The following is a 14,734-nucleotide window of genomic DNA, read 5'->3' as shown; positions in this document are numbered from 1 at the left end:
CCAACGCCTATTCGCCGCCGCCGATCAGGATCGAAGCCATGCGTGCTGGCTTGTCACTCAGATTGCGCCACGCATGGCGCGTGCCGTTCTGGATCACGACGTCCCCCGCCTGCAGATGGGTGAGTTCGCCATCGTCGAGTTCCATCCACAATTCCCCTTCCAGGATGATGTCGTAGTCGACGGTCCGGGTCTTGTGCTTGCCCGAACCATCGGCATCGAAGGTTTCGGCAAGGCCGGGCAGGAACTGCATCTGTTCTGCACCGGCGGCGACCGGATCAAAATCCGGCGAAGCCATCACGCTGTCCGGCGGAAACTGGACGATGATGAGAGAGGAGCCATAAGGCGTCGGCAACATGGACGTCACCTGCGCCACCGGATCGGCCCCGTCGAAAGGCAGGGTGGGCACGGCCGGCGCCGCCCATGCCAGGGTCGTCTGGAAACCGGGCACGGCCACGAAATCATGCGTGTTGCCGACCGCGCCATCGGACTGGACATAGGATCGCCCATCGCGTTCCGCCGTAACGATGCGTCTTACCATTTCTCTTCTCCTTCAATCGCCTGTTTCAGGGGCGGACGACAACATTCACGAAACCACCTGCCCGCTGTTCGGCCGTGGCGAGCGCCTCATTGGCCTGATCGAGGGAGAAGATGCGATGCTCGAACACCGACAGGTCCAGCGTCCCCGCCGCCGCCATGGCCGCCATGTCCTGCCCTTCGGCGACAGTGAACCAGAGCGAACCGATCAGGCTGATCTGCGCGCACATCAGTTGATGCATATTGACGGAAATGGGCGCGTTCATGCCCCCCACATCGACCAGCCGTCCACCACGCCGCAGCGCGCCGATCGCATCGATCATCACCTGCGAGGGCGCGCCCGGTCCCATGGTGTCCAGCACCGCGTCGACGCCCAGACCACCGGTCATGCGATGCGCCCATTCGTCCACCGGTTCATCGCCGGACGACAGCACGAAGATGCGCGCGGGATCGATTGCGCGTGCCCGCTCCAGCAATTCCCTGTTGCGTGCCACGCCCAGGATGCGGGTCGCCCCCATGGCCCGCGCCAGCAACACCGCGCCCAGTCCCAGCGTGCCGCTCGCCCCATTGATCAGCACGGTGCGCCCCGCCCCGACGCCCGCCTTGATCAGACCGGAATAGGCAGTGCCAAGATAGCCGAACCGGGCCGCCTGCTCGAAGCTTACCGCTTCGGGCAGCTTGACCAGGCCATTGGCCGGCGCAGTCGCATATTGGCTGAAACCACCATAGGGATAGTTGCGATAGACCTGCTTCGACGCCGGCCCGAAACCGAAATAGCCCTGAAAGGTATAAGCCGTGCAGTTGATCGCGTCCAGGGACCGGCAGGCATGGCAGGAACCGCAGGAACGGCCGGGATTGATATAGACCCGATCGCCGGGCGCGATGCCGGTCACCATCTCGCCCACCTCTTCCACGACACCGGCGGCGTCGAGACCGTAGATGGCAGGCAGTTCAGGCACCGTCAGATAGGACCGGTCGCCATAATTGCTCATCACATTGCGCAGATTGGGGACGACACCCGCCGCCTTGATCGCGATCACCACGTCATGGGCGCGGGGCACCGGACGGTCGATTTCGTCCACCTGAAAGGCGCCGCCCGGCATATGGACACGCGCTGCGTTCATGCTGGCCATGTTTTCTCTCCTTTTTCGCTTGGATTATGGAAGGCCCAGTTCACTACGCGGGCGGGTCAATGTGTCGATCAGCGCATAGGCAATCTTCTGTGCGCAGGGCATGAGATCGGGGATATAGGTCGCGCCCATGCCGCCCAGCCCTTCGGCCACGGGTTCGGGCGAGCCCGTCGCCGGCCAGGGCCAGCCGATCCGCGCAGTCGGCACGCCATAACGCCGCAACGCCGCGCCGTCGGTCTGCCCGCCCAGCGGATCGGGCACGGGATGGGGGCGCCCCTCTACGGCTTCCCAACCGCGCCGAGCCGACTGGATGATCCAGTTGTCGGGATCGGTGGTGCCGCCCGGAACCGAGCCGTACATTTCCCATTCCAGTTTCAGATCGGGGAAACGCGCCGACAGGTCGCGCATGAAGGCAGCGAATTGCGCCTTCACCTCCGCCGGGCTGGTGCGCGGGTTGATGCGCACGTCGAAGAACAGTTCCGTCACCGCCGAGGGGAAGGACGGCCGCTCGTCGGAACCCGAACGGATGCCCGCAATCCATCCGTGGGGCTTCACCACGCCCGAGTTGTTGCGCTCGGCATAGTCGATCAGCCATTGCTCCAGTTCCGGGATGACCGTCGCCGCCGGCACGATCGAACTGCGGAAACCGGGCGTCCCGCGCGGGACGCCGGCATAGCCGTAGCTGCCCAATATGCGTAGCTTGAACCAGCCGATGCCCGGTTCCTCATGATAGACGAAGTTCCACGGTTTCATGATGATGGCGAAATCCGCCGCCGCGCCGCGCGCCAGCAGATGGTGCAGACCGTTCGACATGCCCGCATGGTCGCGGGCGGCAATATCGACCGGCATGCCGCCATCGGCCAGACCGAAGAGCAGGTCGCCGGTCAGCGGCACCTCCGCCTCGATCAGCGCGGTCGCCACCTCGGTCAGCGTTGCAATCATCCCCTTGGGATTGGACGCGCCGAGGCCGTAAACCCAGTCGCCCAACTGCTTCGCCTTGGGGTGGAGGTCAACGAAATGGGATGGGCCGACCCAGGGCTGGTCATCCTCATTGCCCTCCAAATGCGTGTCGATCGGGCAATAGAGCATCACCGCTGCGCCGCCGCCGCTGCCCCGCCTTTCGGCGAGGACATTGCCGGTGCGTTCATTCATCGGCATATAGCGCGCGTTCATGCCGATAGCGCCCAGCCTCGCGGCCATGAATTCGCTGGCATTCCGCGTTGCCCCGGTCGGGCTGTGAATATCGGTGAGCGCGAAGAGCAAGCGCTTCAGCCGCTCGGGATCAAGACGCGCAATCGTCGCATCCAACCATTTCTGCCGTTGCTCCCCAAAGGGAATTTGCACAGTGGGTTTCATGGGGTCACTCCCGCCGTTTCGCTGGGCACGAACTGTTCCGCGAAGATGTTTTCCGGTTTGACGCCTAGCGCCTCCAACCGGGCATGGGCCGCCTCGATCATCCGGGGTGGGCCGCAGAGATAGGCCACGGTGTCGGGATCGGTGACGTCTTCCGGCCGTAGCGCATCCACCGGAGTACCGGAGAGCAGGTTACCGGTCGCCCCTCGATCGACCGAGACGCGAGAGCGGAAGGTAGGCATCCATTGTTCCCGCAACCTGATCGCATCAAGGCCGAACAGCGCATCGGGATCGGTGCAGCCGAAGCTCAGCAGCATCCCCGGCCTACGCCCCGACTGTTCCCGCAGCGCATCCAATATGGACAGCATCGGCGCAAGACCCGTACCGCCTGCGACCAGGATATGCGGCGCGCGCACCTTTTCCCGAAGGAAGAAGGCCCCGAACGCGCCCTCTATCTCGAGGACGTCATCGGGCTTTGCCCTGTTCGTCAGCCATTCCGACATGACGCCGCCCGGCAGCAGGCGGATCAGAAATTCCATCCGGGGCAAGTCCCTGGGCGTGCTGGCCGGGGAATAGCTGCGCACGGCCCCTACATCCGGCACAGTGATCTGGAAGAACTGGCCGGGACGGAAATCAACCCAATTGTCGGCCGCCAGTTCCAGCCTGAGGCGCACCACATTGGATGCGATCCGTTCCACCTCATCGACGAACGCCTTGGCCTTTGTCGCCCTGACCGCCCCTGCCTCACTGTCATAGCCCAGTTCGAAACGGCAGGAGCCGACAGCCTGCGACTGGCACAGCAGGCGCAGGCCCGCTTCATATTCGCTGCGCAACAAGGTGGTGTGGCCCGCCGCTTGCCGGGTTTCCCCCTCGACCAGCCGCGCGATGCAACTGGAGCAACTGCCCGACCGGCACTGGTAAAGCAGCGGCAGATCGGCGGCCAGACCGGCGTCGAGTATGGTTTCGCCCGGCGACATGCTGACGGAGCGTTCCACCCCGTCAGCGAAAGCGAAGAGGACGTCAGCAGCGTCGGCCACGGGTCAATCCTCGATCTTCTGGACTTTATAGCCCGGCGGCACGCCTTCCGCCGTGCGGCGCATGCGCAGGCTGGTCGTCGGAATCTTGCCCTCCACACCACGGGGCGCCTTGGCGATGCCGCGGTTCCAGCGCGAGGCGAGCTTCCGCCAGGTGATCGGGGAGACATCGGTGGAAACGAGCTGTTCGTCATCCCAGCCGCTCCCATCGGCGTAGAAATCCTGCATCGCTTCGCGGGCGTAGATGTCGCAGTCGTTGAAGCCATTCAAGGCCAGCGGCTTATAGAAAGTCTTGAACCGATAGTCGTAGGCCTTACGGTCTTCCTCCGTTGGACAAATCTTCACCAGAACTTCCCAATATTCATGGGTGTCGTTGGTGATCGGTACATACCATTCATATTGGACGACATGTTCCTCTGGCCAGTTTTCGACCATGAGAACTCCGGGCATCACCACCGAAGTACGGTAGAATCGCCCGTTCATTCCCTCAATCTTGAGGCCCAGCCTTTCATTTTCCAGAACCGGCGCCCATTTATCGGTGAACAGCCACTGGACCATGCCCTTGGGGCCGTTCTCATCCTCGACCACCTCAATGCAGTCCTCCGCAGTCGGCAGGATACCGAGCGGCAGGGTCCAGTTCAGCGCGTGAACGATGCTGTTGTCCTTGTGGACAAGGATATGGGCATTATCGAAGCCATTTTCGCAGGCGATGCGCCAGTCGCCGAAACCGGTGCGATGCATGCCCTTCACCACCGCATTCTCGTCGAGAACGCTGGGCGCCGCGGGCCACAGCGGATGGGGGAAACGTTCGCTGCTTTCCGGGAAACGGAAAGGCAGATCTTCCGCCAGCGGCGGCACGTCTTCCAGCGCAAAGTCGTCCTCGCGCACGAACACGAAGATCATTCCCGCCACTTCCTCGACCGGATAGGTGGTGAGACCTGTCGTGCCGATCAGCGGATCTTCGGGATTGGCGACGATGGTCGACAGCTTGCCGCCTTCGAGATCGAAGGTGAAGCCATGATACCAGCAACTGATCGTATCCTTGGTGAAACAGGTCGGCTTGGCCGACAGGCGCACGCCGCGGTGCACGCACTGATCCTTAAGCGCGAAAATCTTGCCATTGACCCGGCGCAGCACAATGGGAACGCCACAAATCTGGATGCCCTCGACAGCTTCCTCAGGCAGTTCCTCGCTGAACAGCGCGGGATACCAGTGGTTGATGAAACCCCAGGCTGCGTCCTTGTAGGGTTGATACTGGCTTTGCAGCCCGCTGTCGTTCACGCGCGCCGCGCCGGCGCCGCCCTCACTACGAACCTCACGCCGCCGCACGATCGAAGTGTCGCTCTCGCTCATTAGTCTCTCCGCCGTTCCTGATTCCTCATCGGCGCTTCCTGTTGCGCGCCGGATTCGCCGGTCATCCCGAACCGACATCAGAAAACATCACCGTCAACTGAAAGTCAATAGACATTCAATGGACAGTGGATAAAACTGATTTGAACGTTGAAGGGGTTTTGGCGTTGCGGTAAGGGATGAACCAGGCAATCCCCCGAGGCAGGACCCGGCAATCTGAAATGAGCGGCGTGATGGAAGCAAAATATTACAGAGGCTGGCACCTCGCAAAATCGGACTTCGAATATAAGGTTACCAATTTCGAATGGTCGATTCTGCGGTTTTCGGAATCATTCGCGCGTTTCGTCGCTGAAACAGGTTCCGTCATTCTCGGTGGTGACCTGAAGATGTCGGAACATATCATCCTGCATGTGATCCGAATGCAGGACCGCCCCAAAAACAGCGCGACGATCGCTCGCCTGATGAACAGAGACGACATACCCAATATTCAATACAGCCTTCGCAAGCTTGAGTCAGCAGGCCTTGTCCAGAAGATCCGTGAGGGAAAAGGCAATCAGTTCAACTATGCGGTCACCGAGCTAGGTGAAAAGGTGACGGATGAATATCACGACATCAAGGCGCAGATATTGATGAATCGGCTGATCGAAATCCAGAACGCGCCGGAAAAGCTCGAGATGCTGACCAATTTCCTGTCAATCCTGACTGGCGTTTATGAAGAGGCCGGCCGGGACAGCGCAACGATCACGCCTAACGAACGGCCGGCGCGCTGAATGGCTTTCAGGCGCCTGTCTCATTGGAGCGTGACTATATATGACTGATATAGCGCCGCGATCTCGCTGAGGACGGAAAGCGCCAGTGTGTTTGGGTCGCGTGTCGCAGGAATCAGACCGATAGGCCCTGTCAGGCGCGCCAGCATATCGTCCGGCACGCCCCGCACTCGTAACCCGTCCAGCCGCCGCGCCTGCGTCGCTCGGCTGCCCATCGCGCCAATGAACAGCGCCTCCTGCTCCAACGCCTGACCGATCAGGTCCAGTTCCCAGTCGTGATCGTGAAACAGCATCACGACGGCCGTATAGGCATCGGTGCGCAAATGGTCCGACCGGGCCGGGGTCTTGAGCAGTGCAGCCGCAATGTCCGATCCTGCCAGGCGCGCGACGATGTCAGGGTCTGGTGAAAGAACCATGACCTCAGCGCCATAGCCCAAGGCAAGCCGCGCCAGCACCTCCGTTTCCGCACCATGGCCAAGGATCATCAGGCGAAGATCGGGATGATGATGCGCCACAAATGCCTTTCCCCGCCAGCGGCAGCCGGTGATGGACGTGGGCCGTTCCACTGCAAGAGCGCCATCCCGGCTGATGGCGAGCGCGACTGGCTCGCGATCCTCCAGCATATGCCGGACCGTCGCGATGCTGCCCCGCGCAGGATCGGGCACGATCAGCAAGTCAAGGCCGCCGCCGCAGGGCAGACGTATGTCGATATAGGGTGAACCGACGCCTAAACGCAGCCATTCGGTGACGCCCGACGCCATGATACGCAGCGCCTCACCGACGACGGCAGCCTCGACACAACCGCCGGAAAGGGAGCCATGATAATCCCCGTTCTCCGTGACGGCCATATGCGTACCGGGCGCGCGGGACGATTGCCCGATGACATCGGTGATCGTCACCAGCGCAGAGCGCTCTCCCCGTGCCGCGGCATCGTCCAGAAACCGGAAAAGGGATGTGGCGCCCTTCATCGACAACCCTGTCTCAACCGCCGCCCATCATCATTTGTGCGTGAGAAGATAGATCAAGGTCGCGGTCGAGATCAGCAGATGGATGACCGGCAGGCTGCGGCTGAGGACCGGCCCCCAGGCCAGCCCGACCAGATCGAGTGCTTCATTGTCATCCACCGCCCAATCCTTTCCGCCCGCCGGCGCTGATGCAGTGGGCGCGGGTTGCGGGATCGATGGCGCGGGTGCAGCGGCCACCGTCGGGCCACTTTCCTGCGCGTTGCTGTTCAGAATGAGTTTCTCAAGACGCCGGGCGAACTCCTGCATCAGCTTGCCGCCGATTTCGTCGATCATGCCGGTTCCGAACTGCGCCGCGCGGCCGTTCAGTTCATATTCGCTGTCGATTGCAATCTCGCAGCCGCCCGGCACGGAAGATGCCTGCATCGTCACCAGCGCCTTCGCGCCGCCACCGCCGCGCACTTCCTTGCCCACGCCCTCAACCTTCAGGCGATGGGCCGCATCGTCCCGCTCAACGAAATGCAAATCCCCGCGATAGGCCATCTCGATCGGGCCGAGCTTCACCTTCATGCGGCCGACATAGTCATTACCTTCCCCGGACTCGATTCCAGCACCAGGCATGCAGGGCGCGACACGGCGAACGTCGAGCAGGACCGGCCATGCCTGCTCCACCGGCACCGGCAATTTGAAGCGATATTGGAAATTCACCGATCCGGCTCCTTGATCAAACTGGGAAATTATTGCCTCGATCCATCACGCCGACCTTCGACAAGGCCTCGAATATGCGCTGGGGCGAGGCGGGAAATTGTTCGATTGCGACACCAAGGCAGGCCAGCGCATCATTGACCGCACCCGCCACCGCCGCCGGTGTCGAAATCATTGCGGACTCGCCCATCCCCTTGATGCCGCCGGGCACCAGCGGGGACGGCGTTTCCAGATGGGAAATCTCGATATCCGGTATGTCGAGGCTGGTCGGCAGCAGATAATCCTGGAAGGTGGAGGTGATGAGTTGCCCCCGCTCGTCATGCACCAGTTCTTCCAGCAGGATCATGCCCACCCCCTGGGCCATGCCACCCCTTATCTGTCCCTCGACAATCATCGGGTTGATCATCCGGCCGCAATCCTCGACCGCATACATTTTCTCAACCCGCGCCAGGCAGGTTTCCATGTCGATCTCGACGATGACTGCATGGCCGCCATTGGCGAGCACGATGTCGGACGGATCGAACGCCGCCGTCGCCTCCAGCGCGGGATCGAAATCGTCGGGATGGGTCGCCTCCGCGAAATAGGCCGCGCCCGCGACCGCCGCGAACGGCATGGTGCGGCCGGGATCGTCGCGGACATGGACCATCCCCCCCGTCATCTCGATATCATCCGGCGCGGCCTGAAGCAGCCGCGCAGCAACCGCGCGCATCCGTCCCCGCACGATTTCGGCGGCCCGGCCGATCGTCCCCGCGCCGAACACCGCCGACCGGCTGGCCACAGTCCCGAAACCGACCGCATGATGGGTACTCCCCGCCAATATGGTCACGTCTTCCATCGGCACGCCAAAGGCATCGGCCGCGATCTGCGCCAGGGTGGTGGGATGCCCCTGGCCCGAGGTCACGATGCCGGTCGTGACCGTCACCTTGCCGGTCGGTTCGACACGAACCGTGGCGGTATCATGCGAGGTGAGCGGAAAATCGAGGAAATTGAGTGCACGCGTGCCAATGCCGCTGACTTCACTGAAGATCGAAACCCCAAGACCCAGCAACCGTCCTTCCCTGAACGCCTCCTGCTGCCGTTTGCGGAAATCCTCATAGCCGACCATTGCCTCCAGCCGGTCCACCGTTTCCAGGAAAGTCCCCTCGCGGATCATCATGCCTGCACGGGTCTGGTAAGGGAAATCCTCTTGCCGGATCACATTGCGCCGCCTGATTTCGAAAGGCGAAAGCCCCAATTGCCGCGCCGCCCGGTCGATCAACACCTCCCGCGCGAGCGTCGGTGCGGAAAAGCCGACGCCGCGATAGGCCCCGATCGGGCATTTGTTGGTGGTGACGGACAGGGATTCAGCGGAAAGCGCGGCAATCCTGTAGGGATCGGTGACGACCAATATGCCCGCATGTCCTTCGACCAGCGGGGTCCAGGGCAGGGAATTATAGGCGCCGCTGTCGGTGATCACCCGGTCGCGCAGCGCAAGAAAGCGTCCCTGATCGTCCACGGCGAGCGCCATGTCATTGATCTGTTGCTTCGCCTGCGGGGCGCGGAACAGATTTTCCTGCCGATCCTCGATCCAGCTCACCGGCCGCCCCAGTTCGATGCTGAGCAGGCAGGTCAGCAATTCTTCCGGGTGAAGATGCGCCTTCTGGCCAAAGCCGCCGCCGACCGCCGGGGTGATCACCTCCAGATTATGCTCCGGGAACTGGAGGAAGATCGCGATCATCGTCTTGATGAAGCTGGGCATCTGTGTCGCCGACCAGCAGGTCAACGTGCCCGTGGTCCATTCATGCCGAGCGACAAAGCCGCGCGTTTCCATGGGCGATGCGTTGACGCGCGGAGTGTGGAAACACCCCTCGACCGAAATGGCGGCGCTGGCGAAGGCCTCCTCCACCGGGTCGGTCACGCGATTCGAGCGATAGACCATATTGGCAGGCACGGCGGCATTGGCCAGATCGTCCGTGTCGATCGCCGCCGCTGCGTCAGTGACGACGGGCAGTTCCTCGATATCGGCCTCGATCCGCGCCAGCGCGTCTTCCGCCTGCGCGCGGCTGTGCGCGACGACAACGGCAATGCCCTCGCCAACGAAGCATATTTCGTCATGGGCCAGCAGCGGCTGGATCGTCGCGACAAAACCCTTCTGTTCAAGGGTTGATGCTATCCCCTGACAACGCGCCTTGCTGTCCTGCCCGGTCCAGACCAGTTCCACCCCCGGCATCGCCCGCGCCGCGGCGGTGTCGATATGCCTGATCCGGCCATGGGCGACCGGACTGCGCAGGATCGCGATATGCAGCATATCGGGCAGCACGATATCCGCGATATAGCGCGCACGCCCGGTCAGCAGGCCGGGATCTTCGCGGCGCGGGATGGACGTCCCGATGGATTTGGGCCGTATCTGGGCGACTTCGCTCTTGCTCATTCGGCCGGTCCCCGTTCCCCACCTGCAACGCCTGCCTGCCCGTTTTCGGCATAGTCCATGATCGCATCCACAATTGTCTGATAGCCGGTGCAGCGGCAGATATTGCCGGACAGCACCTCCCGGACCTCCTCCCGCGTCGGACAGGGGTTTTCAGCGAGCAGGGCCTGCGATGTCGCCAATATGCCAGCCGTGCAGAAACCACATTGCAGCGCATGATGCCGACGGAACGCCTCCTGCAAGGGGTGCAGGCTGCTGCCCTCGGCAAGGCTTTCGACAGTGCGGATCGTCTTCCCGTTCGCCTGCACGCCCAGCATCAGGCAGGACCGCACCGGCAGTTCATCGACAAGGATGGTGCAGGCGCCGCAAACGCCATGCTCGCATCCGGTCCGCACCCCATAAAGGCCCAGTTCCTCGCGCAGCGTATCCGCGAGGCTCAGGCGCGGCAGCACGCTGAAACGCCGTTCCCGTCCATTGACGGTGGCGACCACATCCAGTCTTTGGTCTTCGTCTGCGCGCCGCATCACATGGCTCCGGTTGCAAGGCGGGTAAGGGCGCGGCGCATCAGCGCCGTGGCCAGCGATAGCCGGTATTCGGCGCTGGCATGGGTGTCGGACCGGGCATGGATGCCTGCCGCCGCCATGGCCGACACCTCCCGAATGACCGGGGGCGTCAATTCCCTTCCGATCAGAAAGGCCTCCGCCTCGTCCGCGCGGACCGGGCGATCGGAAATGCTGCCGAACATCAGCCGCGCCTTACGGCAGACGCCATCCTCAATACGCACGCCTGCCGCCGCCATCGCAATGGCAAGATCGCCCGACCGGCGCGCCATTTCCTCAAAGGCCCAGTCCATGTCGGAAAAGGGAATCTCCACCCCGGTCAATATCTCTCCCGACTCGATTGCAGTCGTATAATGGCCCTGGAAGAAATCGGCTGCGGGTACGGAGCGCTCCCCTTCCCTTCCCTGAAGCAGCAGCATGCCGTCCAGCGCGGACACCACGAGGGGCATTTCCGCCCCGGCATCCGCATGGGCGATGCTGCCCCCGAACGTGCCCCTGTTCCGCACCGCCTGATGGGCGACATGATGCAGCGCCTGGGACATGAGGGGGAAATGCATCCAGATGTCGAGCGACGCCGCATTGGTCGCGTGCGTCACCATGGCCCCGATGCGCATCGATTCCGGCAACACCATATTTTGCCGGAGCATCTCGATATCACCAAGATCGACCAGCATCCCCGGCGCGGCAACGCGCAGCGCCATCATCGGCAGCAAGGACTGCCCACCGGCAAGCGGGCGGGAATCCTCATTATCGTTCAGCAGGTCGATCGCTTCGGCAAGCGATGTGGGGCAGGCATAGGAAAATGGCGGAAACTTCATGAACTCCACACTCCGCTTCGTCTCATGCCTGCCCGGCTTCTCAGTTGAACTTGAACGCTACAGTCACACCATAAGTCGCTGGCTGTCCAGAGAAGCGAGCGATGGTGTCATAATCGGTGAAGATGTTCGTGACGTAATATTTGTCGAACACATTCTTGCCGAACACTGTCACGCGCCAGCGGCCATCGGCAAACGAAGCGCCGGCACGCAGGTCCACCAGCGAATAGCCGGGGATGGTATATGTGTCCTCGATCGGCACGGACGAGGCGAAATCCGACGTCAGCACCAGACCGCGTGCGCCGCCGATATTGGCCGAGGCCTTGCTGCGCGTCGAATAGACCACGCCCACAAAAGGTTCAGCCGAACCCATCCGCCATTTATAGTCCGCTGACAGCCGCAACTGATATTTTGGCGTATAGGGAATGACCGATCCCTTGTAGTCTATCGATCCACCCGCCGTATCCAGGCCCACGAATTTCGTGACCTTGCTGTCCAGGATGGAACCGGACGCGCCCAGCACCAGGCCCGGAACTGGCGCCAACGTCATGTCGAGTTCCGCGCCGATCATCCGCGACTTGGGAATATTGTCGAGTGCATCGAGAACGCCGAAAATCGGATCGACGATCTTCGAGCGGAGTTGCTTGTCCTTATAGTCGTAATAGAATCCCGCGCCGGTGATCTGAAGCCGGCGATCGAAGGCCGAAAACTTGAAGCCGGCCTCATAGGACAGCAGCGATTCCTGCGTGACCGGCAGGAACTGTTCAAATGTCGCGGCCGATGCTATCGGAAAGCTGCCCGCTTTATAGCCCTTGGCGACATTGACATAGAGCAGTGCGCTGCTCGACAGCTTGTAATCCACGCCCGCACGCCAGGAGACGTTGTCTTCCTTCAGAATGTCGTGGAATTCACCCGGCAAATAGGTCGCCGGCGTTCCGTCCTGCGTGGTATTGTCGAGCGGCGCACAGCCCATTCCGATCGGCGGCACGGGAACACCGGTGGGAGAAAAACCGGCGACCGGATAATAACCAAGCTGAATCGCATTGGCCAGGCCGTCGAACGCGGCGGCGAAGCTGCCGTCACCCGGATCGCCGGTACAGGTGGCCGCGGTCCGCCGTGCATTAGTGTAGCGGGCGCCACCCTTTAGCGTGATCCGGTCGCTGATGTCATATTCAGCATTTGCGAAGAAAGCATAGTTACGCATATGCTGGTCAGAATAGACATAGGCACCGGTATATCCGAAAATAGGCGCCGTGCTGATGTCAGAGAATGTCTGCAACTGATATTCATAGACGTGGCTTTTTTCGTAATTGCCACCGATCACCCAACGCAGAGGACCATTCGGCTTGTTTGCGACCCGAAGTTCCTGACTGAATGATTTGATGCGGCCACGGTCGATGACAAAATCATCTGCCTTCAACGTGGTGCCATCGGTTTCGAACCCCTGATCGGGTTTGTAATCGACATAGGACGTGATCGAGGTCACCGTAACATTGTCGGCGACATCCCAATTGACGCGCGCAGAACCTTGGAGCAGGCGGTTATCCGCATGCGGGCGGGTCGACGGAGTCCAGTCAGCGGCGCGCGCCTTGAACGGAGCAAAGGGGAAGTCACGCAACGCCTGAACCGTAGTCGAGGGCGATTGTGACAGCAGGGTCTGATATTGCGGCGCCTGAGGATCGCTGCGATCACGCCATCCATTCAGGTTGACCTCGACACTGACGGTTTCGACCGGATCCCAGTCGAGCAGCAGGCGCGCGCCATAATATGCGGCCTCGCCCAGCTTGTCGTTACGCGTATAGCTATATTGCCAGTCGTCGGCATGTGCTCCAGTAACGGCCAGGCGCGCGCGCAGCGTATTCGTCAACGGACCGCTGACATAGGCATTGCCTTCGACGCGATTGAAGCGGCCATAGGAAAGGTCGCCGCCTATTTCGAAACTTTTCGTCGGTTTGGCCGCGATGAAATTGATGGCACCGCCCGTGGAATTCTGGCCGAACAGCGTGCCTTGTGGCCCCTTGAGCACTTCCACGCGCTCCAAGTCGAAATTGGCATGGGTGGAGAGCGCGGGGAACGACAGCGGGACCTGATCGACATAGACGCTGGTCGTCGGATAGGCCGCGAGGGACGTTTCGTAGAAGCCGACGCCGCGTAATGTGTAGACTGGCGTCTGGGTGGCCGATGGCGAATAGCTCAGGCCCGGAATGGAATTGGCCAGGTCACTCAACGAGACGATATTCTGGTTTTTGAGTGCATCTCCGCTGAGCGCGGTAATGGCGAGGCCTACCTTGTTGATCGATTGTTCCCGCTTATTGGCGGTAACGATGATTTCCGCGCCGCTATTCACCGGTTCCTGAGCTTGAGCCACCAACGGCGACAATGCGTACAGCGTTACCGATCCCAGACACAGCCTGAGAACTCCAGTCTTACGGGCACTCATCCCAATATCTCCCCATCACAGCAAAAGCCTGTGGCGCGCTAGCCTTGGTGCTCTTTTGCGGACACGGCGCATTCCTGCTTTCGCCCTGGCCCGGCACATTCGGTCATTTTTAACGCCCATTCGAAGCTTTAAACACTTCCAAGATTTAATCAATAGAAATTCCATTGATCATCAATTGTAATTGATTTTGCCCGCAGGGTGCCCTGTGCATATGGCGTTTATGGCCTTGGGATGGGCCAGTGAGCGATTGGAATCACGCGGGGAATGCCACTCATAGCACTGAAAATAATGAGAAATTTCTGACAGCATTTTACTGCGTCACGAAAATGCCTTTCGACGCTCGCCATCGTCGCTCAAGGCCGCACCATGCCGGATTGCGCCATAGGCGCGGCTGTCGAACAGTTCCGCGTCCACCCGAAACGCGCCGGATCGATATTCGGCAAGCTACTGCGTGCAGATATTGAACAGGCTGTCGTCGCGATCGAATCCGGCGCGAGGCTGCCCTTCAATCTCCTCGAAGCGAAGGCGCACGCTGCCACTCAGCGAGAAGCCATCTTCTCCGGCAAAGGCCGGCGCCGTTCAGACAAGGGCTGGCAGCACCGCCAACCATGATTGGGAAGAAAGGCAAGGCCGCAACATAGATATAGGCATTTCCACGAATCAATTATGATGATACA

At 61.3% G+C, this 14,734-nt stretch carries 13 protein-coding genes; 2 read left to right on the top strand and 11 right to left on the bottom strand.

Annotated elements, in window-relative coordinates; genetic code table 11:
• Positions 1-7 precede the first annotated feature (7 nt).
• Genes HUK73_RS04475 through HUK73_RS04455 form a run of 5 tightly spaced genes read right to left on the bottom strand, consistent with a single transcriptional unit; the run spans position 8 to position 5,404 of the window.
• Entirely contained in the window at positions 8-538 is a 531-nt protein-coding gene (locus HUK73_RS04475; protein WP_176590828.1) for a cupin domain-containing protein, read from the bottom strand.
• A 25-nt stretch (positions 539-563) separates the two neighbouring features.
• Positions 564-1,667: an alcohol dehydrogenase catalytic domain-containing protein gene (locus tag HUK73_RS04470; RefSeq protein ID WP_176590827.1), complete on the bottom strand. Its 1,104-nt coding sequence runs from the start codon at positions 1,665-1,667 to the stop codon at positions 564-566.
• Positions 1,668-1,691: 24 nt separating this feature from the next.
• Positions 1,692-3,020, bottom strand: coding sequence for a M20 family metallopeptidase (locus tag HUK73_RS04465; protein ID WP_176590826.1), 1,329 nt, complete (start codon positions 3,018-3,020; stop codon positions 1,692-1,694).
• On the bottom strand, positions 3,017-4,054 hold the full coding sequence (locus tag HUK73_RS27110) for an FAD-binding oxidoreductase (RefSeq protein ID WP_218036418.1): 1,038 nt from the start codon (positions 4,052-4,054) through the stop codon (positions 3,017-3,019). Before HUK73_RS27110 ends, HUK73_RS04465 begins: the two co-directional genes overlap by 4 nt.
• Before the next feature lie 3 nt (positions 4,055-4,057).
• A complete protein-coding gene (locus tag HUK73_RS04455) occupies positions 4,058-5,404 on the bottom strand; it encodes a Rieske 2Fe-2S domain-containing protein (RefSeq protein WP_176590825.1) in 1,347 nt (448 codons plus the stop codon).
• 218 nt (positions 5,405-5,622) lie between these two features.
• On the opposite strand from HUK73_RS04455, the gene HUK73_RS04450 reads away from it, so the two are divergent.
• Positions 5,623-6,171: a winged helix DNA-binding protein gene (locus HUK73_RS04450; RefSeq protein WP_255326191.1), complete on the top strand. Its 549-nt coding sequence runs from the start codon at positions 5,623-5,625 to the stop codon at positions 6,169-6,171.
• Positions 6,172-6,191: 20 nt separating this feature from the next.
• On the opposite strand, the gene HUK73_RS04445 is transcribed toward HUK73_RS04450, so the two are convergent.
• From HUK73_RS04445 to HUK73_RS04420, 6 genes are read right to left on the bottom strand one after another with little or no spacing between them, the layout of a single operon-like run.
• Positions 6,192-7,136 (bottom strand): XdhC family protein, encoded by a 945-nt coding sequence (locus HUK73_RS04445; protein ID WP_176590824.1) that lies wholly within the window; start codon positions 7,134-7,136, stop codon positions 6,192-6,194.
• Positions 7,137-7,166: 30 nt separating this feature from the next.
• Positions 7,167-7,838 (bottom strand): SRPBCC family protein, encoded by a 672-nt coding sequence (locus HUK73_RS04440; RefSeq protein ID WP_176590823.1) that lies wholly within the window; start codon positions 7,836-7,838, stop codon positions 7,167-7,169.
• 16 nt (positions 7,839-7,854) lie between these two features.
• Positions 7,855-10,245 carry a xanthine dehydrogenase family protein molybdopterin-binding subunit gene (locus HUK73_RS04435; protein WP_176590822.1) on the bottom strand — a complete coding sequence of 797 codons (2,391 nt, stop codon included), beginning with the start codon at positions 10,243-10,245 and terminating at the stop codon, positions 7,855-7,857.
• Complete coding sequence (locus HUK73_RS04430) at positions 10,242-10,766, bottom strand: (2Fe-2S)-binding protein (RefSeq protein WP_176590821.1); 525 nt, start codon at positions 10,764-10,766, stop codon at positions 10,242-10,244. The genes HUK73_RS04435 and HUK73_RS04430 overlap by 4 nt, the downstream gene beginning before the upstream one ends.
• Positions 10,766-11,620 carry a xanthine dehydrogenase family protein subunit M gene (locus HUK73_RS04425; RefSeq protein ID WP_176590820.1) on the bottom strand — a complete coding sequence of 285 codons (855 nt, stop codon included), beginning with the start codon at positions 11,618-11,620 and terminating at the stop codon, positions 10,766-10,768. Before HUK73_RS04425 ends, HUK73_RS04430 begins: the two co-directional genes overlap by 1 nt.
• Positions 11,621-11,660: 40 nt before the next feature.
• A complete protein-coding gene (locus HUK73_RS04420; RefSeq protein WP_176590819.1) occupies positions 11,661-14,057 on the bottom strand; it encodes a TonB-dependent receptor in 2,397 nt (798 codons plus the stop codon).
• 366 nt (positions 14,058-14,423) lie between these two features.
• On the opposite strand from HUK73_RS04420, the gene HUK73_RS04415 reads away from it, so the two are divergent.
• Positions 14,424-14,669: a hypothetical protein gene (locus HUK73_RS04415; RefSeq protein WP_176590818.1), complete on the top strand. Its 246-nt coding sequence runs from the start codon at positions 14,424-14,426 to the stop codon at positions 14,667-14,669.
• The last annotated feature ends 65 nt before the right edge of the window (positions 14,670-14,734 follow it).

The organism is Sphingobium sp. EM0848, assembly GCF_013375555.1.
Classification (GTDB): Bacteria; Pseudomonadota; Alphaproteobacteria; order Sphingomonadales; family Sphingomonadaceae; genus Sphingobium.
This window is presented reverse-complemented; position numbering and strand designations above follow the sequence as displayed.